This window comes from Brevundimonas sp., from assembly GCF_046299535.1.
Lineage (GTDB): Bacteria > Pseudomonadota > Alphaproteobacteria > Caulobacterales > Caulobacteraceae > Brevundimonas.
This window is the reverse complement of the sequence record NZ_JBKBIB010000002.1, coordinates 157,805-176,941: the sequence shown is the minus strand read 5'-3', so window position 1 is coordinate 176,941 and position 19,137 is coordinate 157,805. Positions and strand designations below refer to the sequence as shown.

The window sequence follows — 19,137 nt, the reverse complement described above, 5'->3', positions numbered from 1 at the left end:
TCCCCCATCGGGGGAGGGGGACCATCCGAAGGATGGTGGAGGGGGCTCGCCTCAAACCCGGTGTTTGAAGGAGAAGGAATCCTCATCCCCCGCCATACCCCCCGATGATCGGCAGCACCTCGCCGGTGATGTAGCTGGAGCACTGGGGCGAGGCGAAGAACACGAACGCGGGGGCGATCTCCTCCGGCTGGGCGGGGCGGCCCATGACCGTGCCTGAGCCGAACTCGCTCGTGCCCTCCGCGTCCCGGTCCGCCGGGTTCAGGGGCGTCCACACCGGCCCCGGCGCCACTACGTTCACGCGGATGCCCCTGGGCGCCAGATGGGTGCCCAGCGAGCGGGCGAAAGCGTGGATGCCGCCCTTTGTCAGGGAATAGTCCAGCAGCATCTCATTGCCCATGATGCCGGTGACCGAGCCGGTCATGATGATCGACCCGCCCGGCTTCATGTGCGGAACCGCCGCCTGGGCCATGTGGAAATAGCCGTAAAGATTGGTCTTCATGGTGCGGTCGAACTGTTCGACCGTGATGTCGGCGAAGTCCTGCACATGCTGCTGGAACGCCGCATTGTTGACCAGCACGTCCAGCCGCCCGAACGCCTTCAGCGTCTCGTCCACCGCCATTTTGGCGAACGCCGGATCGGCCACGTCCCCGGCCAGAATGATCGCCCGCCGGCCTTCGGCCTCCACTGCCTTCTTCGTCTCCTCGGCGTCCCGGTCCTCGTCCAGATGGCAGATGACCACGTCCGCGCCCTCCCGGGCGAACAGCACGGCCACCGCCCGGCCGATGCCGCTGTCGGCGCCGGTGATCAGGGCCGCGAAGCCCTCCAGCTTGCCCGAGCCCTTCCAGAACGGCGCGTCATACATGGGCGCGGGGTCCAGCCGGTGCTCCTCGCCCGGCTTCTTCTGGTGCTGCTTGGGGAACGGCGGCACGGGGTATTCGCGGGCCCCGGCCTGCATGGCCTTGTCTTCTTTGCCGCCGCCCGAGTCCTTCGCCTCCCTGGCGTCGATGGGCGCCTGAATCTCGCGCCCCTGCTCAGCAGCCTTGTCGCCCTCGCGCTCGAATTGCTCTGTGCGATCCATGTCCGGCTCCTTCTGATGGGGTCACGGGACAATCAGGAGCGAGCCGGATGGTTCCCCTCCGCTCATCCCGGAGAAGGCTGGGACCAGCGGATGATCTGACTACCCCACCACCGCCGGCAGCCCCTGCCACAGGATCGAAACCGCCGAGACCGCCCCGCCCGTGGCGGCGATGATGTCGGCGAAGCCCGCCATTTCGTCGCCCCCGCGCCGCCAGCGCCGCCCCGCGTCCACCGTCAGCCAGCCCGCCGCGATCAGGCAGGCCAGGGTGAACACCCCCACCGCGGCGCGCGACAGCGGGTGCCCGGCGTGGGCGGCCACATCGGCCACGCTGGCGATGCCGTAGACGCCCAGGAAATGGACCGTCCACACGATCAGTCCGCCCAGCATGTAGGCCCAGCGCTTCACAGGACCGCGCCCGGGAACAGCCGCGTCAGCAGGACCGCCAGTCCGGCCATCGAGGCGATGAACACATAGAACAGGGCGATCACGTCAAAGCTGGTGGCGTGCGTGTGTCGTACCCGTCCCCGCATCCAGCGCAGGAAGATGTACAGCGCCATCAGGCCGCAGATGATCACATAGAACCCCTGCCAGCCGAGGAAGGCGAACACCGACGCCCCCTGCCCGCTGCGGGTGGGGTCCAGCCCCGCCCCGCTCCATGTGGACCAGTCGGTCCACCAGCTGGCGGCCATGAGCACGCTCGCCAGCACCACCATGCCCGTGGCGACCATGCCCGCGCGGGGCCGGTCCATGCGCACAACCTTGCGGACCCCCAGCATCAGGGCGATGACCCCGCCGTAGCCGCCTGCCACCGCGATCAGGCTCCACACGGGCGGCGGCGCGATCCACATCTCCGCCCCCCGGCTCCACAGAAAGACGTAGGAGAACATGCTCATGGCCGCGATCATCCCGGACACGAACAGCAGGCAGACCATGGCCCACCAGCCGTGGCTCAGGGTCCCCGAGGCGTAGGTGGGCACGCGGATCCCCCCGCCGATGTCCACCGTCTCCTCCGCCAGGGGCTCGTCCAGCTTCCAGGCCCAGCCCATCATGCAGAACACCCCCGCGACGCCCGCGACGGCCGCTGCGTAGTAGGCGCCGGGCACCAGCAGCATGAAGAAGGCGGCCGTGAACAGCGCCGCCCAGAAATGCCACGGCGACGGCCGGGGGATGCGCGCCATGTACTGCGGCTCGGCGTTCAGGGGGCTGGTGATCAGGGTCTCGCGCTCACCGGTCACCGTGCCGGGCAGGAACCAGCGCCCCTCCGGCACAGTCCGCTTCAGCTCGGGCTGGTCCCACAGGGGATACAGGCTCTTCACCACCGGGATGGAACGCAGGGAATAGGTGCCGGACGGCAGCCACTCCAGCCCCGGCGCGTCGTGAACATTGCCCGCGTTCTGCTCCAGCGAGGGCCGGAAATTCCTCACCATGTCGATGATCACCACCAGCACGCCCAGGGCGAAGATGAACGCCCCCACGGTCGAGATCAGATTGACCAGATCCAGCCCCCGGTCCGGCAGGAAGGTGAAGACCCGCCGGGGCATGCCCATCATCCCGGTCAGGTGCATGGGCAGGAAGGTCACATGCATGCCGGTGAACATCAGCCAGAAGGCGCTCTTGCCCATCCGCTCGGACAGGGCCCGCCGGCTGACCACCGGGGTCCAGAAATAGATGGCCGCGAAGATCGGGAACACCATGCCGCCGATCAGCACATAGTGCAGGTGCGCCACGATGAAGTAGGTGTCGTGCACCACCCAGTCGAACGGCACCATGGCCACCATCACCCCGGTCAGCCCGCCCATCACGAAGATCAGCAGCCCCCCGATGATGAACAGGCCGGGGGCCGAGAATTTCATCCGTCCCGCCGCCATGGTGGCGATCCACGAGAACACCTGCACCCCCGCCGGAATGCTGACGGCCATGGAGGCGGCCGAGAAGAAGCCCACCGACATGGTGGGCATGCCCGTGGTGAACATGTGGTGCGACCACACCCCGAAGCTGATGAAGCCGGTGGCCAGCATGGCCATGACCACCAGGGGATGCCCCACCAGCCGGTGACGGGCCACCACCGGGATCATGGTCGACATGGCCCCGGCCGCGGGCAGGAAGATGATGTAGACCTCCGGGTGGCCGAAGAACCAGAACAGGTGCTGCCACAGCATCGGATCCCCGCCCCTGGCCGCGTCGAAGAACGGCCAGTCGAACATCCGCTCCATCTCCATCAGGGTCGTCGCCAGGATCACCGAGGGGAAGGCGATCAGGATCATTACTGCGAAGATCAGCATGGCCCAGGCGAAGATCGGCAGCCGCGCCAGGGTCATGCCCGGCGCCCGCGTGCGCATCACACCCACCACGATCTCGATGGCCCCGGCGATGGCCGAGATCTCAATGAAGCCGATCCCCAGCAGCCAGAAGTCGGTGTTGATCCCCGGCGAGAAGGCCTTGTTGGTCAGGGGCGGGTACATGAACCAGCCGCCGTCCGGGGCCAGGCTGAAGAAGATCGAGCTGAAGAAGATCAGCCCGCCCACCACATAGGACCACAGCGCATAGGCCCCCAGCCGGGGAAACGGCAGGTCCCGCGCCCCCAGCATCTGGGGCAGCAGCAGCACCGCCATGGCTTCCACCATGGGCACGGCGAACAGGAACATCATCACCGTGCCATGCATGGTGAAAAGCTGGTTGTAGGTGTCCACCCCCACAAACCCGGCGTCGGGCACGGCCAGCTGGGTGCGCATCACCAGCGCCAGGATCCCCGCCAGCACGAAGAACAGGAAGGCGGCGCCCACGAACAGGATGCCCACATAGCTGTTGTTGATCGCCGTGAACCAGCCCCAGCCCTTGGGCCCGCACCAGACATCCTGCAGCGCCTTCAACTCGCCGTCGGGCCGGGCCTCCTGCGTCGGAAACCGGTCGTAGCGTTTCGGGTCGAACCCGGTCTCGGATGTCATTCCAGCCCGTCCAGATACGCGGCCACGGCCTGCAGTTCATCGCCCGACATCGTGGTGTAGGACGGCATCCGGTTGCCCGGCTTGATGCCCTGGCTGTCGGCGATCCATCCCGCCAGCGTGCCGCGGTTGTTGGGCAGGATTCCCGCCCCGAGGGTCCGCCGGCTTCCCACATGGGTCAGGTCCGGGCCGGCCAGTCCCGTGGCCTCCGGCGCCCCGCGCACCACGTGACAGGCCCCGCAGCCGTTGTCCTGGAACACCTGCAGCCCCTGGGCCGCCAGCGCATCCGTCGGCGCCGCAGCGGCCCGGGCCTCCTGCGCCATCCAGGCGTCGAATTCGTCCCGCGGCATGGCCACCACCACCAGCCCCATCAGGGCATGCGGTCCGCCGCAGTATTCAGCGCACTGACCACCGTAAGTTCCGGCTTCATCTGCTTGAAGCCTAAGAATATTCGTCCGCCCCGGAATCATGTCCAGCTTGGGCCCCAGGCGCGGAACCCAGAAGCTGTGGATCACATCGGCGGACTCCAGTTCGAAGGTCACCGGCTCGCCCACCGGGATGCGCACCTCATTGGCCGACTGGACGCCCGGGCCGCCCTGCCCGTCCAGATAGGCCACCCGCCACCACCACATCTCGCCGGTCACGCGCACCCGCATCTCGCCCGGCTCGGGCTCCCCGCTCAGGGACGACGTCAGCGACAGGCCCCAGATCAGCAGCGCGCTCAGCACCACCACGGGAAACGCCAGCCCGCCGAACCAGATCAATCGTTGATCGCCCAGCCGCTCCTTCAGCCCGGATCGCCCCGCCAGCGCCCCGACCAGCGCCACGATCACCACCGCCAGCACCGCGGCGCCCATGAACATCACGCCCCACGACAGGGTGGTCAGCGGCTCGGCGAACGGCCCCGCCGGGCTCAGCACCGGGGGCGGCCAGCCATGGAACGGTTCAGAGGCCATAGAGATAGGCGGCGATGTCACGGGCCTCCTCCTCGGTGATGGGCATGGGGGGCATGGGCGAGCCTTCGTCCACGGACGGCGCATCGATCAGATAGGGGATCAGGGTCTCCGGACGGTTGGGCAGTCCCGAGCCGATCAGGGCCCTGCGGCCCATCGCGTTCAGGGGCGGACCCACCTGCCCTTCGGGCCAGTCGACGCCGGGAATGGCGTGACACGATCCGCAGCCGACCCGGTTCATGACTTCCAGCCCGTGCTGCGGGTCGCCCGCCGGCACGGTCCGCGCCGGATTGTCGGCCGCGCCCGAACACGCGGCCAGCGCCAGCGTCGTCAGGATCATGCTCTTCGCCCCCGTTCGGCTCATCCAGACCTAACCCGGCTTGACTGTAACGGTTCCGCCGAATTCCCGTCGAGGGTGGAGAAGGATCTCAGGAACCCCCGCCGCCACCCGGCGTTGGCCAAGCGATGCCGTATCGCCGCCTCTCCGCCCTCCTCGCCGCGACGACCCTGGCCGCCTGCGCGCCGGGCGCGTCGGACTATGAGGATCCCTTCGTGGCCACCGGCGAGGTCATCGCCCTGTCGGGCGGTCAGGCCGGACCGGCCGCCGCCTGCCTGACCTGCCACGGCATTGACGGCGAGGGCGACGGCGAGGGCGCCCCCCGCATCGCCGCTCTGGACGAGGGCTATATGCTCAAGCAATTGAATGACTACGCCTCGGGTCTTCGCCCGCATGACGAAATGTCGCCCATCGCCCGCAGGCTCTCCGACGCGGACCGGGCGCGGGTCGCCCGGTACTACGCCCGCATGCCCGGCCGCGCCGCTGCGCCCGCCGTGCCGCCCCGCGCAGCCCTGATCGCCGAGGGCCGCGCGCTCTATCATCAGGGCCTGCCCGGCCAGGTCGTGGCCACCTGCTCCGCCTGCCACGGCGCCGACGGCCAGGGCGTCGGCTCCGGCAACCCCCAGATCACCGGCCAGTCTCCCGCCTATCTGGCGGCCCAGCTGCGCCTGTGGAAAAACCGCGACCGACGCAATGACCCGCTGGACGCCATGGGCGCCGTCGCCCGTCCGCTCAGCGAGCGCCAGATCGAGGCGGTGTCCGCTTACGCGGCGTCTCTTCCTCATCCGTCCCCGGAATGATCTCGATGGGTTCGCCCTCCAGCTCCTCCACCACCGGCAACATGCCGGACAGCACATTGTCCTTGTCGAACAGATAGTGCTTCAGGGCCGCCGCCACGTGGCCCATGATCAGGAAGGTGATGCCCCAGACCATGAAGAAGTGGATGCGCTCCGCCGCCCACATCAGGTTCCACAGGGCTTCCCGGGACAGCTCGCCCACCGGCAAGCCCGGCACGGGAACCAGCCCGCCGATGCGCAGCGGAATCTCCGGCGCCACCGTCGACAGCATCAGCCACCCCGACAGGGGCAGCCCCACGATGAAGATGTAGAACAGGAAGTGGGTCACCCGCGACACCTTGCTCTCCCAGCCCGGCTTGTCGGCGTCATTGACCGGGCCCGGCAGCATCAGCCGCCAGATGGCCCTCAGCACCGCCAGCAGCAGGATCAGGATGCCCACGTCCGCGTGCAGCTGGAACGCCGCCACCTTGTCGCCCCCCACCGGGATGCCCGACATCCACCAGCCCCACACCAGCTGGAACATCACCAGCGCCGCCATGGTCCAGTGGAAGGTGATCGCCACGGGCGTCCAGCGCCCCTCGGACGTGTGGCTGTCCGCCCAGGCCCTCAGCCGCGTGATCATGCGATCCGCTCGCCCGCGCCGGCCTCGCCGAAGCCCACCCGCCGCATCAGCAGGATCAGCGCCGCCGCCAGATAGGCGCCCGCCGCCGGGGCCCACATGATCAGTCCACCCGCCTGTTGGTCCTCCAGCGGCGTCAGGCCCCAGGCCAGGGTGGTGGCGAAGTGCGGCGTATACAGCGGCTCGCCCGCGAAGGTGATCAGCGCGCCCAGCGCGCCCATCTGGACCATGGTGGCGATCAGGGCCAGCAGGCCGTGCTCCACCGGCGCCAGCCGCACCCCGCGCCAGAACATCAGCGCCGCCCCGATCAGGCTCGCCTGCATGATCCAGTACTGAACGTCCCCCGTCAGGGACCAGCCATAGGCCTCCGGCGCATGCCAGAACCACAACAGGACCGCCTGGGCCGCCGTGGCGCTCCACAGCAGGCTCCGCCCGCCGAACAGGCGCTCGAGCCGCCCACGCGGCGCCGCCAGCACCAGCAACCCGGCCCCGAGCGTCATCACCGCCACATGGTGCCCCACCCGCGCGGCGAACAGGGCCGAGGTCAGGGCGCACAGCGGCGACACGAAGGCGATGAAGAACAGGCTCCAGCCGGCCCCGAACACCATCCGCTCACGCGTCGAGGCGCCGCGTCCCCAGGTCATGCCATACGCCACGGCCACGGCGATCAGGGCGCCGATCAGAATCGGGTCCAGATTCCACGCAGCCCACACGGCGCCCGGCTCCGGCGCCGCTCCGCAATAGGGTTGGAAACTCAGAATCGTCATGCCCCCGCCAGGTCAGCCCGCCTCCCGCAATGGAGGTTCAATCCCTCGCCCGGTCAGCGGTTCCCCGCACCCCTCCCCGGGGCGGCCATCCGGCATCGCTGCGCCGCGCCGTCCAGCGTCTGGTAGCGATAGGCCGCGACGAAGCACGCCTCCTGCACATGGCGGCACAGATCCGCCGAGCGCTGGAGGGGGAAATGGATCATGGCCGCGCGAAAACAGCCCTCCCCTTGCACATGGCGACAGAGGTCGGCGGCGCGCTCGAAACTCATGAACTGCGCGGCGGTCCCGTAGCATACGTTGCTGTTCACCCCCGCGCACAGGTCGGCCACGCGCACGTCGCCATAGCGATGCCACAGCGACTGCACACAGGCCCCGCCCGTCGGTCCCGGCTGGACCGCCATCACCACCAGCGCGGCCATCGCCCCGATCAACTCACCGCTCCCCCGACGCCATCACCAGCCCGACCCCCGCTTCCCGTCCCGCCGATCCCGATCCCGCCCGCCCCGGTCCCGGTCGCGTCCCCGGCCATGATCATGACGCGGGCGCAGGCGCGGCGGCGGCGCCACCTGGCCGTACGGCAGCGGACACAGGGTCACCCATTCCCCGCTGTTGGACAGGTGCCGGTAACAGCGCGCGTCTTCGGCCATGTAGGCCGTCTCCACCGCGATATCGTCCATGGCCATGGCCAGCCCCTCCATGAACGCCGGATCCGTCACGCATCCGGACAGCCCCACCGCCGCCGCGACGGCCATGGCCAGCCCCCGCGCCCGCTTCATCAGTTTCGTCATCGCGACCCCTCGCCCCTGCGGGCACGGCTGGAGCGCCGCGCACATCCGGGTCACAACATGCGGTCAGGCTTCATGAACCCGGCATGAATGCAAACCGGCGTTCGGCGACGACCGTCCGGCCTCAGCCGGCCGCCGTCGGGTTGCGCGGGTCCAGCGGCAGGCCCGCCGCCTGACGCGCCTTCAGCAGCCGCAGCCAGCCGTGCAGCGCCTCGCAATCCAGCCCGTGCATCATCAGCCGGAACCCCGCCTGCAGGGTCGACAGGGACACCATCGGATGGCCGTTCTTGATGAAGGCCAGGTGATAGTCCGTGCCCAGGATGCGGGCGATATAGATGGCCACCGTCTCGTCCAGCTGCAGCGAATGGGCCGCCCGCACGAAGTCCCGGCGCGGCAGCATCAGCGCGTACAGCGGCGTGTAGAACTCCACCGCCGTCTGCACGTCCACGAAGTTCAGCGGCCCCTTCGGAAACGCCTCGAAGGCCGGGAATTCATCCGAGATCATGGAGAAATCCACCCGCTCCGGCGGCGTCAGCTCGCGCCCCTGCTCCCTCAGCGCCGCGTTCAGCTCGATGATGAAGTTGAACACGTTCAGATCGTGCTGAAGGAACAGGTCAGCCTCGATGTCCTTCAGCCGCGTCGGCCGCAGCGGATGGCTCGACACCGTCACCGGCCCCGCATTGGCCCGCATGAAGGCCAACAGCTCGGTGCCGATGTGGAAATGCCGCAGAATCAGGGTGTTGGTCTCCGGCGTCCCGAACACCCGCAGCCCCCAGTGAATGGTCTTGTGCAGCAGGCCGTTCAGGTTCGGGAAGCGCGGCGATAGGGCCCGCAACACCTTCACCACGCAGAAGAACAGCAGCACCAGCGGCCGGCTCACCGGAAACAGCCACCGCCGCGACCACGACCGCGCCCCCATCAGCAAGGCCCGCTTGGCCCCGTCGTCGATGGGCAGGCTCTGGTCCAGATACAGCGCCATCCACGGGTCCGGATCCTTCGGGTCGAACCCGGCCGGATCGAACGGATCGGGCCGCGCCCGCCCCCGCTCCACCGCGATACCGTCCGACAGGCTCACGCCGCGATCTCCTCGATCTGCAGCGCATACAGCCGCGCCGTCACCCGGGCGCACATGACGATGCGCTCGGCTGTCCCGGCGTCCGGCAGGACCATGCCCAGCATCTCGCGGAACTCCTCCATGTGCGCGGCGTCGTTCTCTCCGTGATACAGCAGGAACCGCACCGCGTCCTCGGGCAGGTCCAGCCGCTCCTTGACCATCCGCCCCCACGGCGCCGCCTTGATGGACCCCAGCCCCTCGATGATGAACATGGCCCCCAGCAATCCGAAGGGATTGGGCTTCGACGCCTCATGGAACATCCAGGCCGACAGGGCCTCGGACCCCACATTCTTCGGCGCGCCCTGAATCGCCTCCAGCGCCCCGCCCGCCGCCACGAAGTCCTGCTCCAGCAGGCGGAAATCCCGGTGCTCGGTCACCGCGTGCTTCATCAGGGTGGAGCGCAGCTCCAGATGCGCCTCGTCGATGCTGGACGCCGCCCGGCTCATCCACAGCGACCCGTCCTTCACCTGCTGGCGCAGGTTGATGAGGAAGGCGTGATAGTCCGCCGTCTCGAACCGCCCCCGCGTCAGCTTGCGGATCAGGGGCGTCGCCTCCAGCCGCTGCTCGAAGTCGGCGAACACCACCGCCAGCTTGCGCAGGGTGTCGTGCACCATCTCTTCCCCACCCTGTGGGGAGGGGGAACACGAAGTGGTGGAGGGGCTGCCTGCCGTCACACGGTCGTCCGCCATCACACGATCTCCAGCATCATGAATCCGATCATCGCCCGCCCGCTTTCCGGCACGATGCACAGCACCGTCTCGCCCGGCTTGCCCCGCCCCGACTTCAGGAAGGCGTCCAGCATCACCCAGATCGAGGCCGAGCCCACGTTGCCGCTCTCCGGCAGGGTGGTGAACCATCGCTCCTCCGGGATCATGGCCGCCGTATTTTCCAGCAGTCCCACGATCTCGGCCCGCAACGACCGCGCGGAATAGTGACACAGCAGGTGGTCCACCTGATCCGGCGCGATCCGCCCCGCATCCACCTTTCCCAGCCACACCCCGATCCACGCCCGGATCACGATTTTCAGCAGCTCGAAGTCCTGCAGCAGCGCCATGGCCCCCGCCCCATGGGCCGCCGTCGGCCCGGCATGGCTCCAGGCGCTCTTCAGGTCCGCCCGGTCCGCGAAGGTCGACCCCGCCCACATGCACGGGTCGAAGCGCCCGGCCAGCGAGGTCATGTCGATCCAGCGCACTTTCAGGCTCCGTCCCCCCGGCCGCGGCCGGGGCTCCATCACCACCGCGCCCGCCCCGTCCGACAGGGTGAAGCGCAGGAAATCCGCCTCCATCCGCACCCGCCCGCGCCGGTCGGTCAGGGCCGTGCCCTCATAGAACGCGGGCCGGAACCAGCGCGACGAGAACTCCCCGGCGCAGGCGGCGGCCACGTCGGCCTCCCCCGCCCGCACGCTCAGCCAGGCGCCCTTTGCCGCCATCAGGGCGCTGGCGCAGACCGACTGATAGCTGACCGCCTCCAGCGCCGCCGCGCCCAGCTCCGCCTGCACCGCGCTGGCGTGGCCCGGAACCAGATAATCCCCCTGGGTCGTCGCCGCGCCCAGATGCTGCAGGTCCGCGATCCCCAGCCCGGCGTCGTCCAGCGCGGCCTGCACCGCGCCGGCGCACATGGAGGCGTTGGAGTGCAGCGGCGCCCCGTCCGGCGTCAGGGCGTAGTGCCGCCCCTCGATGCCGTTCCAGCGCAAGGCTCTGCGCCCCACCGCCGACGGCCGCCCGCCGACCCGACCGATGAAGTCCTCCATGCGGTCGTTACCGACCCGCTCACCCGGCAGGACCGCGCCCGTCCCGGTGATGAAGACATCGCGCAACGCATCACTCATGGGACCAGTCAGACCGCCCGATCACGGCGGGAGCAAGGCCCTACTGCGCCCGGCGCCCGGCCTCCAGGATTGGCATGCCCGCCTCGGTGGGGATGTAGATCACCTGACGGTCGCCCCGCCCGGCGGTCTCCTGCAGCATGTTGATGTAGGACCAGCGCAGATAGTTCTCCGGCCCGCCCAGGCTGTCGGCCATGATGCGGTTGGCCTCGTTGGTGCCCCGCGCCCGCGCGATTTCCGCCTGGGCCGTCAGCTGCGCCGAGTCCAGCGCCGCCTGCGCCTCCAGCACCCGGATGCGCCGGTCCTGCTCGGCCTGGGCGTAGGCGGCCCGGCCGGCCATCTCCTGGCGATAGACATTGTAGCGCGGCCACCCCACCAGAAAGGCGGTCAGGAGGATCACCCCGATCACCACCAGAACAATCACCGATCCCAGGCCGCGCATCGCAACTCTCCCCGTTCGTCCGCGTCCGTGATGCCCGCCCCGCGCGGGAAAATCAAACCCGGCGTTCGCGCCCGATGGGCTGCAGCCGTCCATGGCTCAGACACCGCCACAGCCACTCGGCCGGGCCGAAGCGGAACACCGCCAGCCACAGGTGGCTCAGCACGATCAGGCCGGCGAACACCCCCAGCGCCACAGCCTCCACCCCGGCTGTGGTCAGCCGCCCCGCCAGACCCAGCCCCCAGGCGTAGGCCAGCCAGGTCCCGATCCCGCACGACAGCAGATAGTTGGTCAGCGCCATGCGCCCCACCGGCCCCAGCAGCCGCTGGATCCAGCCCCACCGCCGGGTCAGGATCAGGGTCCAGACCGCCAGATAGCCGAACGCCATGACCGGCAGGCCCACATAGGCCGCCGTGGCCGCCGCCCGCAGCGTGTTCGGAATCTCCATGCCCGCCGCGAGGGGCAGGCCCACGGCGCTCAGGATCAGGCCCAGCGGCAGGCAGATCCACGCCACCCGGCGCAGCCACGGCCGCCACGCCTCCAGGTTGTCCAGCATCCCCGACCGCGCCGTCCACAGCCCCAGCAGGAACAGCCCCAGCACGCCGATCACATAGACCGCGCGATAGAACAGGTCGCCCCAGAGGCTCAACAGATAGTGCGCCACATTGGCGCGCATGGCGTCCACATAGCTGCCCACGCCCCACACCGACTCAAGGGCGCGGAACCGGTCGTTCATCGCCTCCGGCGACAGGCTGGACAAGTTGCTCACCGGCTCGCCCGCGACCAGAACCGCTGCCCCGTGCGCCAGCGGCGGGACGATGATCAGGATCAGCCCGGCGGCCAGCACCGCCCGCTGGCTCCAGTTCCGGAACAGCATCAGCACCAGCCCCAGCAGGGCGTAGACGATCAGGATGTCGCCCCAGAACAGGAACACCAGATTGGCCATCCCGAACGCCAGCAGCGCCAGCATCCGCCGCACATAGAAGCCGTCGAAGCCGCCGCCCCGCGCCTGCGCCCGCATCAGCAGGATGCCGAACCCCAGCCCGAACAGAAAGGCGAAGCACGACCGCGCCTTGCCCATGATCAGGATGACATTGGCGGTGGCCGTGGCGAAATCCGCCGGCCCGGCGAACAGGGCCTCCCCGACCACCACGATGTGCATCGAGAAATAGTTCATGATGATGACGCCCAGCAGGGCCAGCGCCCTCAGGGTGTCGATCAGGACGATGCGCTCGCCCCCGGCCACGGGACGCGCCGCCGCCCTGGACGCCCCCTCCACCACCGGGCTCATCCGACCCATCTCCCGTTGTCCCGGGAGATTCGATAGCACGGTTATGGAAAACGCGTGAGCGGGTGAAAATCAGGGCCGCGCCATGATCCCGTTCAGCTCGGCCCAGCCCATGGCGCCCTGGCCCAGCGGCGCGGCGTCGCCCGTGGCCAGGAAGTCCCGCGCCCGGTCCCGCACCAGCCCCAGGGCCGCCGCGCTGATCGCCGCCCCGGCGCTCAGCCGCCGCACGCCCAGCGCCGTCAGCGCCGCCGCGTCCGGCAGGCCCGGAACCGCCATCAGGTTCAGCGGCATGTGGATCCCCGCCGCCAGCGCCCGGATGCTCTCCGCCTCCGCCAGTCCGGGCGCGAAGACCCCGTCCGCCCCCGCCTTCCGGTACAGCGCCGCCCGCGCCAGACCCTCGTCCAGCCCGCCCAGGCCTCTCAGCCAGACGTCGCACCGCGCATTGATGAACAGCCCCGGCCCGCACGCCGCCCGGATCGCCGCGATCTTCTCCGCCAGCGCCCCGGGCGTCCCGCCGCCGTCCTCGATGTTGATGCCCACGGCGCCCGCGTCCCACACCGCCCGCGCCGTCGCCGCCGCCCCCTCGGGGGTGTCCGCATAGCCGCCCTCGATGTCGATGCTGACGGGCACGTCCACCGCCCCGGCCACGGCCCGCGCCGTATCCACCAGTTGCGCGACCGGCAGCACGTCCCCGTCCGGCCAGCCGTGGGCCCAGGCCACGCCCGCGCTGGTGGTCGCCGCCGCCCTGGCCCCCAGGCTCTCCATCAGCCGCGCCGTGCCCGCGTCCCAGGCGTTGGGCAGGATCAGCAGCCCGTCCTCATGCAGGCGGTGAAAGGCGGCGGTGCGGTCGGACTGGCTCATGATCATCTCCCCTTCAGGCCGCCACCCTGCCCCGGACCGCCCTCGCCGTCTGGCGGTTTTCGGCCCCGGTCACCCGGCGTGTCTGCGCCCGTCGCGCCCGGTCACGAACCGCCCCGCCGCCCCCAGCAGGGTGAACACCTCCGCGATGAAGGCGACCGCCGTCACCATCATGATCACGGCGGGAACCACCATCTCGCCCGTGGTCCACAGCAGCCGCACGCGGTCCACGAAGCCCTGCGCCGTATCCACCGCGATCACCGGCGCCATGGGCGAGTACAGCCAGAACCAGCCGATGAAGCCCAGGCTGGCGATGCTGAACGCCACATCGCCGAAGGCGGTGAACCGCACCGGCGCCCCCATGGCCGCCCGCATCAGGTGGAACGCCGCCCGCGCCCCGCCGAAGGCCAGCAGGGGCCACCAGATCCACGCCACCGTCTCGTTGACCAGCAGGCCCCAGTCGACCCCGTCCACCATCAGCTCGCCGCCGATGACGCCCGGCCGGATCTCGCGCCCGATCGCCCCGGTCCACCACAGCACAAACACGCCCCAGGCCACCCCGGAGGCCACCGCCCCCGCCGTGGGGGACATGCGGCCCGGCGCCGGGTCCTTGATCCCGTCCGCCCGCTCGCCGCCCACCATGTCCGTAGCCTTGGCCATCCAGGCGCTGGAGAACACCCCCATCTCGAACAGGCCCAGGTCCCGCGCCCGCCATTCGGTCAGGAAGGCGGGCTTGTCCTTCATGCGCTCGATGATGAAGCCCGCCACCGTGGCCACGCCCACGATCATCATGCCGCTCCACAGCAGGCCGTGGATCGCCTGGCCGAACGCCTGACTCGCCTCCACGTCGCCCACCAGAATCCGCACCACCGCCCCGATCACGGTGATCACCGCCAGCACCGTCAGCGCCGTCTTCACCCCGAACAGCCACCACGGATACAGCTCCGGCCCCACCACATGGTGCGGCCCCGCCCCGAAGCGCGCGGCCACCGCCAGCGGATGCCCCATCTCGCGCAGCACCGCCTCCTCCTCCGCCTCGGTCAGGGGTCGGCCCAGCTCCGCCTCCCGGTCCTCCATGCGGCTCATCAGGGCGTCGCGCAGCTCGGCGATCACGTCCTCCCGCCCGGCCGCCGGCAACTGCGCCGCCACCGCCTTCAGATATTTCTCCGTCAGGGTCATGCCCCGCCCTCCACTTCCCGATTGATTGAAATTCGGCCCGCTCACAGCATCCGCTCCAGCGAGGCCGAGATGCCCCGCCATTCGTCCGCCAGCCGCGCCAGCATGGTCTCGCCCAGCGGCGACAGCCGGTAGAACCGCTTCTTCCTCCGGTCCTCCTCGCGCCATTCGCTGGTCAGCAGGCCCTGGGTCTCCAGCCGCCGCAGCAGCGGATACAGGGTGCTCTCCTCCATCTCGATCCCGTCCTGGCCCAGGGCCACGCGCAGCGAATAGCCGTATTGCTCGGTCCTCAGCCGCGCCAGAACCGCCAGCACCAGCGACCCCCGCCGCAGCTCCAGCCGCATCGCCTCAAACAGCTCACCCTCGCCCACGCGCCTGCTCCACTCACGTCACATAGTGTGTGACACACAGTGTATGCGGCATACTGTACGAGGGAGTCAAGCGCCCTCAAGCAGTGAGGCCCCGCGGGCCGAGCGGTAGGGCGACTAAGAATGCCCTCTCCCCCTTGCCACCGCCGCGCTACATGGGCGAAGTGCGCGCCGCAGGGGGAGGACGGCTTGGACCTCGAGGATTTCATCGGCAAATGGAGCGCGGCCCGGGGCGGGGCCGAGCGCGCCAACTATCAGATGTTCCTCGGCGAGCTGTGCCTGGCCATCGGCGTCCCCTCGCCCGATCCCGCCGGCCACGACACCGCCCGGAACGATTATGTCTTCGAGCGCGGCGTCAAGCGGCGCGACTCCGAGGGCATGGCCTCCACCCTGCGCATCGACCTGTACAAGCGCGGCTGCTTCATCCTTGAGGCCAAGCAGTCCCGCGCCGAACACCGCGACGAGCATCAGCAGGCCCTGTTCCGCGAGGACGAGACCACCTCCGTCGCCGCCTCACAGGGCAAGTGGGACGTGCTGATGCGCAACGCCCGCCGTCAGGCCGAGGATTATGTCTTCCGCCTCGACGCCGACCATCCGGCCCCGCCCTTCATCATCGTCTGCGACGTGGGCTACGTCTTCGAGATCTACGCCGACTTCTCCGGCTCGGGCCGCGCCTACACCCACTTCCCCGACCGCAAGAGCTTCCGCATCCGGCTGGAGGACCTGCGCGATGACAAGGTGCGCGACCGCCTCGTCGCCATCTGGACCGACCCGCAGGCGCTCGACCCGTCCCGCGAAGCCGCCCGCGTCACCCGCGAGATCGCCAAACGGCTGGCGGAGGTGTCGAAGACGCTGGAGGCGAAGCACCCGCCCGAGGAGGTCGCCCACTTCCTCATGCGCTGCATCTTCACCATGTTCGCCGAGGACGTGGACCTGCTGCCGAGGGGTCAGTTCACCGCCCTGCTGGAGGACTGCCTTGATGGTCCCGACAGCTTCGCGCCCTTGCTGGAGGAGCTGTGGCGCAAGATGGACGCGCCGGACCACAAGGACCGGTTCTATTCCCTGTTCAAGGCGCACCTGCGCCACTTCAACGGCAGCCTGTTCAAGGACGCCCGCGCCTTCCCCATGGGGCGCGAGGAGATCGGCGAACTGCTGGCCGCGTCGAAACACGACTGGCGCTATGTGGAGCCCGCCATCTTCGGCACCCTCGTGGAGCAGGCGCTGGACCCGTCGGAGCGGCGCAAGCTGGGCGCCCACTACACGCCGCGCTCCTACGTCGAGCGTCTGGTCCAGGTCACGGTCATGGAGCCCCTGCGTCAGGACTGGGCCGACGTTCAGCTGCGCGTCACCGACGCCAAGGAACGGGGCGAATCCAGGGAGGCCGTCGCCGCCGTCCGCGCCTTTCACCACCAGCTCTGCACCACCCGCGTGCTGGACCCCGCCTGCGGCACCGGCAACTTCCTCTATGTCTCGCTGGAGCTGATGAAGAAGCTGGAAGGCGAGGTGCTGGAGGCCCTGGCCGAGCTGGGCGAAACCGAAGGCATCGGGCTGGAGGAGGTCGACCCCCACCAGTTCCTCGGCATCGAGCTCAACGTCCGCGCCGCCGCCATCGCCGAACTGGTGCTGTGGATCGGCTACCTGCAACAGCACTACCGAAACCGCTCCGAACACCCCGCTGAGCCCATCCTGAAAGCCTTCGGCAACATCCAGCAGAAGGACGCGGTCCTGACGTGGGACGGCTATCCGGAACTGCAGTTCGAGATCACTCCTCCCCCGTCGGGGGAGGGGGACCAGCCGAAGGCTGGTGGAGGGGGCGGCCCCGCCCCGGTGTTTCCCAACGCCCGCCGCCCCGACTGGCCGGACGCCGAGTTCATCGTCGGCAACCCGCCGTTCATCGGCGGAGCCATGCTGCGCTCACGCATGGAGCCCGGATACGCCGAGGCGCTGTGGGCGGCGCACAAACACATGAACGAGAGCGCCGATTTCGTCATGTACTGGTGGGACCGCGCCGCCGAGTTGCTGACCCGCAAGAAGACGCCCCTGCGCCGCTTCGGTCTCGTCACCACCAACTCCATCAGCCAGGTATTCCAGCGCCGCGTGATGGAACGCCATCTGAACGCCAAGGCCCCGGTCTCGATCATCTTCGCCGTGCCCGACCATCCGTGGACGAAAGCGACGAGGGACAGTGCGGCAGTGCGGATCGGGATGACGGTTGCCCAAGCCGGACCGCACGAGGGCGAGTTGCGAGAGGTGATGTCTGAGTCTGGCCTCGACACCGACGATCCGTCGCTGACGTTCCTGTCGAGAGTGGGCAAGGTCAACTCGGACCTGACCGTTGGCGTGGATGTGACCAAGGCGGGTCCGCTACTGGCCAACGAAGGACTCTGCTCACCGGGCGTGAAGCTGCATGGTTCCGGCTTCATCGTGACACCCCAACAGGCAGCGCACTTGGGCCTCGGCCGTCGTCGGGGGCTGGAGCAGCACATCCGCCATTACCGCAACGGCCGCGACCTCGCGTCCAAGCCCCGTCGCGTTATGGTCATCGATCTCTTCGGTCTCTCAGCAGAAGAAGTGAGACGAGACTATCCGGAGGTCTACCAGCACCTCCTCGACACAGTGAAGCCTGAACGTGACGCCAACAATCGGGCGACATACCGCGACAACTGGTGGATCTTTGGAGAACCTCGCCGAGAGCTCAGGCCCGCGCTTGAGGGCCGCCCGCGCTATATCGCTACCGTTGAGACGACGAAGCACCGGGTATTCCAGTTTCTCGATGCCAGCATCCTGCCAGATAATATGGTCATCGCAATCGCCGATGCTGACCCTTGGCTGCTCGGCGTCCTTTCCAGCCGGGTCCACACTACGTGGGCGCCCGTCCTTGGCGGCTGGCTCGGCTACGGCAATGACCCGCGCTACTCCAAGTCCCGCTGCTTCGACCCCTTCCCCTTCCCCGACCCCGACGAGGCGATCCGCGCCACCCTCCGCGCCCTCGGCGAGGAACTGGACGCCACCCGCAAGACGGTGCAGGCCGAGCATCCGGACCTGACCCTGACCGGGCTCTACAATGTGCTGGAGAAGGTCCGCGCCGGGGCCGACCTCACCGATGCTGAGGCCGATGTGAAGGCGCGCGGCCGGGTCCTGATCCTCAAGGACCTGCACGACCAGATCGACCGGGCGACTTTCAAGGCCTACGGCTGGGACGACCTTCTCGAGCCCTTCCCCCTTGATGGGGGAAGGGTTGGGATGGGGGTGAAGGCGGTCGGAGCAGATGGCTCTGACGGCGCTTCATCCGAACAGGCCGCCACCCCCAACCCCGGCCCTTCCCCCATCAAGGGGGAAGAGAGCAGGGACGAGATCATCCTCGAACGCCTCGTCGCCCTCAACGCCGAGCGCGCGAAGGAAGAGGCCGCCGGCCAGGTCCGCTGGCTGCGCCCCGACTACCAGATCCCCCGCTTCGCCAGGGGGCCCGCCGCCAAATCCGGCGAACTGGATCTGGGCGCAACCGTCGTCGCCATCGACAAGGCCTTGCCCCCCTTCCCCAAGGACAAGGGCGAACAGGTCATGGCCATCCGCGCCGTGCTTCAGGCCTCGGGCCGTCCCATGGACGCCGCCGCCGTGTCCCGCGCCTTCAAGAACGGCGGCAAGAAGATCGAGCAGCGCGTCGTCCAGGCCTTGGCCACCCTCGTCCGCTACGGCGACGCCACCCCCCTCCCCGCCGGAACCTTCGCCGCCCGCCGCGCGGCGTGACCTGTCGCCGTCATCCTCGGGCTTGACCCGAGGATCCAGAGACT

Annotated in this window: 19 protein-coding genes; 2 read left to right on the top strand and 17 right to left on the bottom strand. The window is 69.2% G+C overall.

Annotated features, from left to right (window positions below):
- Positions 1–82 precede the first annotated feature (82 nt).
- The 5 genes from ACK4FB_RS02360 to ACK4FB_RS02340 form a co-directional block, all read right to left on the bottom strand.
- Positions 83–1,078, bottom strand: coding sequence for an SDR family oxidoreductase (locus ACK4FB_RS02360; RefSeq protein ID WP_409747439.1), 996 nt, complete (start codon positions 1,076–1,078; stop codon positions 83–85).
- A gap of 99 nt (positions 1,079–1,177) precedes the next feature.
- On the bottom strand, positions 1,178–1,483 hold the full coding sequence (locus tag ACK4FB_RS02355; RefSeq protein ID WP_409747437.1) for a hypothetical protein: 306 nt from the start codon (positions 1,481–1,483) through the stop codon (positions 1,178–1,180).
- The gene (locus tag ACK4FB_RS02350) at positions 1,480–4,023 is read right to left on the bottom strand and encodes a cbb3-type cytochrome c oxidase subunit I (RefSeq protein ID WP_409747435.1); all 2,544 of its coding nucleotides are present in this window, start codon (positions 4,021–4,023) and stop codon (positions 1,480–1,482) included. The genes ACK4FB_RS02355 and ACK4FB_RS02350 overlap by 4 nt, the downstream gene beginning before the upstream one ends.
- The gene (gene coxB / locus ACK4FB_RS02345; RefSeq protein WP_409747433.1) at positions 4,020–4,997 is read right to left on the bottom strand and encodes a cytochrome c oxidase subunit II; all 978 of its coding nucleotides are present in this window, start codon (positions 4,995–4,997) and stop codon (positions 4,020–4,022) included. Before coxB ends, ACK4FB_RS02350 begins: the two co-directional genes overlap by 4 nt.
- Positions 4,966–5,313: a c-type cytochrome gene (locus ACK4FB_RS02340; RefSeq protein WP_409747431.1), complete on the bottom strand. Its 348-nt coding sequence runs from the start codon at positions 5,311–5,313 to the stop codon at positions 4,966–4,968. The genes coxB and ACK4FB_RS02340 overlap by 32 nt, the downstream gene beginning before the upstream one ends.
- 125 nt (positions 5,314–5,438) lie before the next feature.
- On the opposite strand from ACK4FB_RS02340, the gene ACK4FB_RS02335 reads away from it, so the two are divergent.
- Positions 5,439–6,110, top strand: coding sequence for a c-type cytochrome (locus ACK4FB_RS02335; protein ID WP_409747429.1), 672 nt, complete (start codon positions 5,439–5,441; stop codon positions 6,108–6,110).
- Here the strand turns inward: ACK4FB_RS02335 and ACK4FB_RS02330 are convergent.
- The 12 genes from ACK4FB_RS02330 to ACK4FB_RS02275 form a co-directional block, all read right to left on the bottom strand.
- The gene (locus ACK4FB_RS02330; RefSeq protein WP_409747427.1) at positions 6,043–6,729 is read right to left on the bottom strand and encodes a cytochrome b; all 687 of its coding nucleotides are present in this window, start codon (positions 6,727–6,729) and stop codon (positions 6,043–6,045) included. The two genes, ACK4FB_RS02335 and ACK4FB_RS02330, sit on opposite strands and share 68 nt — an antisense overlap.
- Entirely contained in the window at positions 6,726–7,493 is a 768-nt protein-coding gene (locus ACK4FB_RS02325) for a cytochrome c oxidase assembly protein (protein ID WP_409747424.1), read from the bottom strand. The genes ACK4FB_RS02330 and ACK4FB_RS02325 overlap by 4 nt, the downstream gene beginning before the upstream one ends.
- 53 nt (positions 7,494–7,546) lie before the next feature.
- Positions 7,547–7,924 carry a hypothetical protein gene (locus ACK4FB_RS02320; RefSeq protein ID WP_409747422.1) on the bottom strand — a complete coding sequence of 126 codons (378 nt, stop codon included), beginning with the start codon at positions 7,922–7,924 and terminating at the stop codon, positions 7,547–7,549.
- Between the two features lie 21 nt (positions 7,925–7,945).
- Positions 7,946–8,281, bottom strand: coding sequence for a hypothetical protein (locus ACK4FB_RS02315; protein ID WP_409747420.1), 336 nt, complete (start codon positions 8,279–8,281; stop codon positions 7,946–7,948).
- A gap of 121 nt (positions 8,282–8,402) precedes the next feature.
- Complete coding sequence (locus ACK4FB_RS02310; RefSeq protein ID WP_409747418.1) at positions 8,403–9,353, bottom strand: DUF6999 family protein; 951 nt, start codon at positions 9,351–9,353, stop codon at positions 8,403–8,405.
- Positions 9,350–10,141 carry an iron-containing redox enzyme family protein gene (locus tag ACK4FB_RS02305; RefSeq protein ID WP_409747416.1) on the bottom strand — a complete coding sequence of 264 codons (792 nt, stop codon included), beginning with the start codon at positions 10,139–10,141 and terminating at the stop codon, positions 9,350–9,352. The genes ACK4FB_RS02310 and ACK4FB_RS02305 overlap by 4 nt, the downstream gene beginning before the upstream one ends.
- Positions 10,081–11,220: a beta-ketoacyl-ACP synthase III gene (locus ACK4FB_RS02300; protein ID WP_409747414.1), complete on the bottom strand. Its 1,140-nt coding sequence runs from the start codon at positions 11,218–11,220 to the stop codon at positions 10,081–10,083. Before ACK4FB_RS02300 ends, ACK4FB_RS02305 begins: the two co-directional genes overlap by 61 nt.
- Positions 11,221–11,260: 40 nt before the next feature.
- Positions 11,261–11,659: a hypothetical protein gene (locus ACK4FB_RS02295; protein ID WP_409747412.1), complete on the bottom strand. Its 399-nt coding sequence runs from the start codon at positions 11,657–11,659 to the stop codon at positions 11,261–11,263.
- Positions 11,660–11,711: 52 nt separating this feature from the next.
- Entirely contained in the window at positions 11,712–12,947 is a 1,236-nt protein-coding gene (locus tag ACK4FB_RS02290) for a DUF418 domain-containing protein (protein ID WP_409747410.1), read from the bottom strand.
- A 69-nt stretch (positions 12,948–13,016) separates the two neighbouring features.
- Positions 13,017–13,805, bottom strand: a complete 789-nt coding sequence (locus ACK4FB_RS02285) for an isocitrate lyase/phosphoenolpyruvate mutase family protein (protein ID WP_409747408.1) — start codon at positions 13,803–13,805, stop codon at positions 13,017–13,019.
- 69 nt (positions 13,806–13,874) lie between these two features.
- Positions 13,875–14,981, bottom strand: coding sequence for an HAAS signaling domain-containing protein (locus ACK4FB_RS02280; protein ID WP_409747407.1), 1,107 nt, complete (start codon positions 14,979–14,981; stop codon positions 13,875–13,877).
- A 41-nt stretch (positions 14,982–15,022) separates the two neighbouring features.
- Entirely contained in the window at positions 15,023–15,322 is a 300-nt protein-coding gene (locus ACK4FB_RS02275) for a PadR family transcriptional regulator (RefSeq protein WP_409747649.1), read from the bottom strand.
- A 213-nt stretch (positions 15,323–15,535) separates the two neighbouring features.
- Between ACK4FB_RS02275 and ACK4FB_RS02270 the strand changes: the two genes are divergently transcribed.
- On the top strand, positions 15,536–19,093 hold the full coding sequence (locus ACK4FB_RS02270) for a class I SAM-dependent DNA methyltransferase (protein WP_409747405.1): 3,558 nt from the start codon (positions 15,536–15,538) through the stop codon (positions 19,091–19,093).
- Positions 19,094–19,137 lie beyond the last annotated feature (44 nt).

Bases quoted from the DNA above. Each gene is read 5' to 3' on its own strand.
- ACK4FB_RS02360 (WP_409747439.1), bottom strand. From the start codon at position 1,078: ATGGATCGCACAGAGCAATTCGAGCGCGAGGGCGACAAGGCTGCTGAG.
- ACK4FB_RS02350 (WP_409747435.1), bottom strand. From the start codon at position 4,023: ATGACATCCGAGACCGGGTTCGACCCGAAACGCTACGACCGGTTTCCG.
- ACK4FB_RS02340 (WP_409747431.1), bottom strand. From the start codon at position 5,313: ATGATCCTGACGACGCTGGCGCTGGCCGCGTGTTCGGGCGCGGCCGAC.
- ACK4FB_RS02335 (WP_409747429.1), top strand. From the start codon at position 5,439: ATGCCGTATCGCCGCCTCTCCGCCCTCCTCGCCGCGACGACCCTGGCC.
- ACK4FB_RS02330 (WP_409747427.1), bottom strand. From the start codon at position 6,729: ATGATCACGCGGCTGAGGGCCTGGGCGGACAGCCACACGTCCGAGGGG.
- ACK4FB_RS02325 (WP_409747424.1), bottom strand. From the start codon at position 7,493: ATGACGATTCTGAGTTTCCAACCCTATTGCGGAGCGGCGCCGGAGCCG.
- ACK4FB_RS02315 (WP_409747420.1), bottom strand. From the start codon at position 8,281: ATGACGAAACTGATGAAGCGGGCGCGGGGGCTGGCCATGGCCGTCGCG.
- ACK4FB_RS02300 (WP_409747414.1), bottom strand. From the start codon at position 11,220: ATGAGTGATGCGTTGCGCGATGTCTTCATCACCGGGACGGGCGCGGTC.
- ACK4FB_RS02295 (WP_409747412.1), bottom strand. From the start codon at position 11,659: ATGCGCGGCCTGGGATCGGTGATTGTTCTGGTGGTGATCGGGGTGATC.
- ACK4FB_RS02290 (WP_409747410.1), bottom strand. From the start codon at position 12,947: ATGAGCCCGGTGGTGGAGGGGGCGTCCAGGGCGGCGGCGCGTCCCGTG.
- ACK4FB_RS02285 (WP_409747408.1), bottom strand. From the start codon at position 13,805: ATGAGCCAGTCCGACCGCACCGCCGCCTTTCACCGCCTGCATGAGGAC.
- ACK4FB_RS02280 (WP_409747407.1), bottom strand. From the start codon at position 14,981: ATGACCCTGACGGAGAAATATCTGAAGGCGGTGGCGGCGCAGTTGCCG.
- ACK4FB_RS02275 (WP_409747649.1), bottom strand. From the start codon at position 15,322: ATGCGGCTGGAGCTGCGGCGGGGGTCGCTGGTGCTGGCGGTTCTGGCG.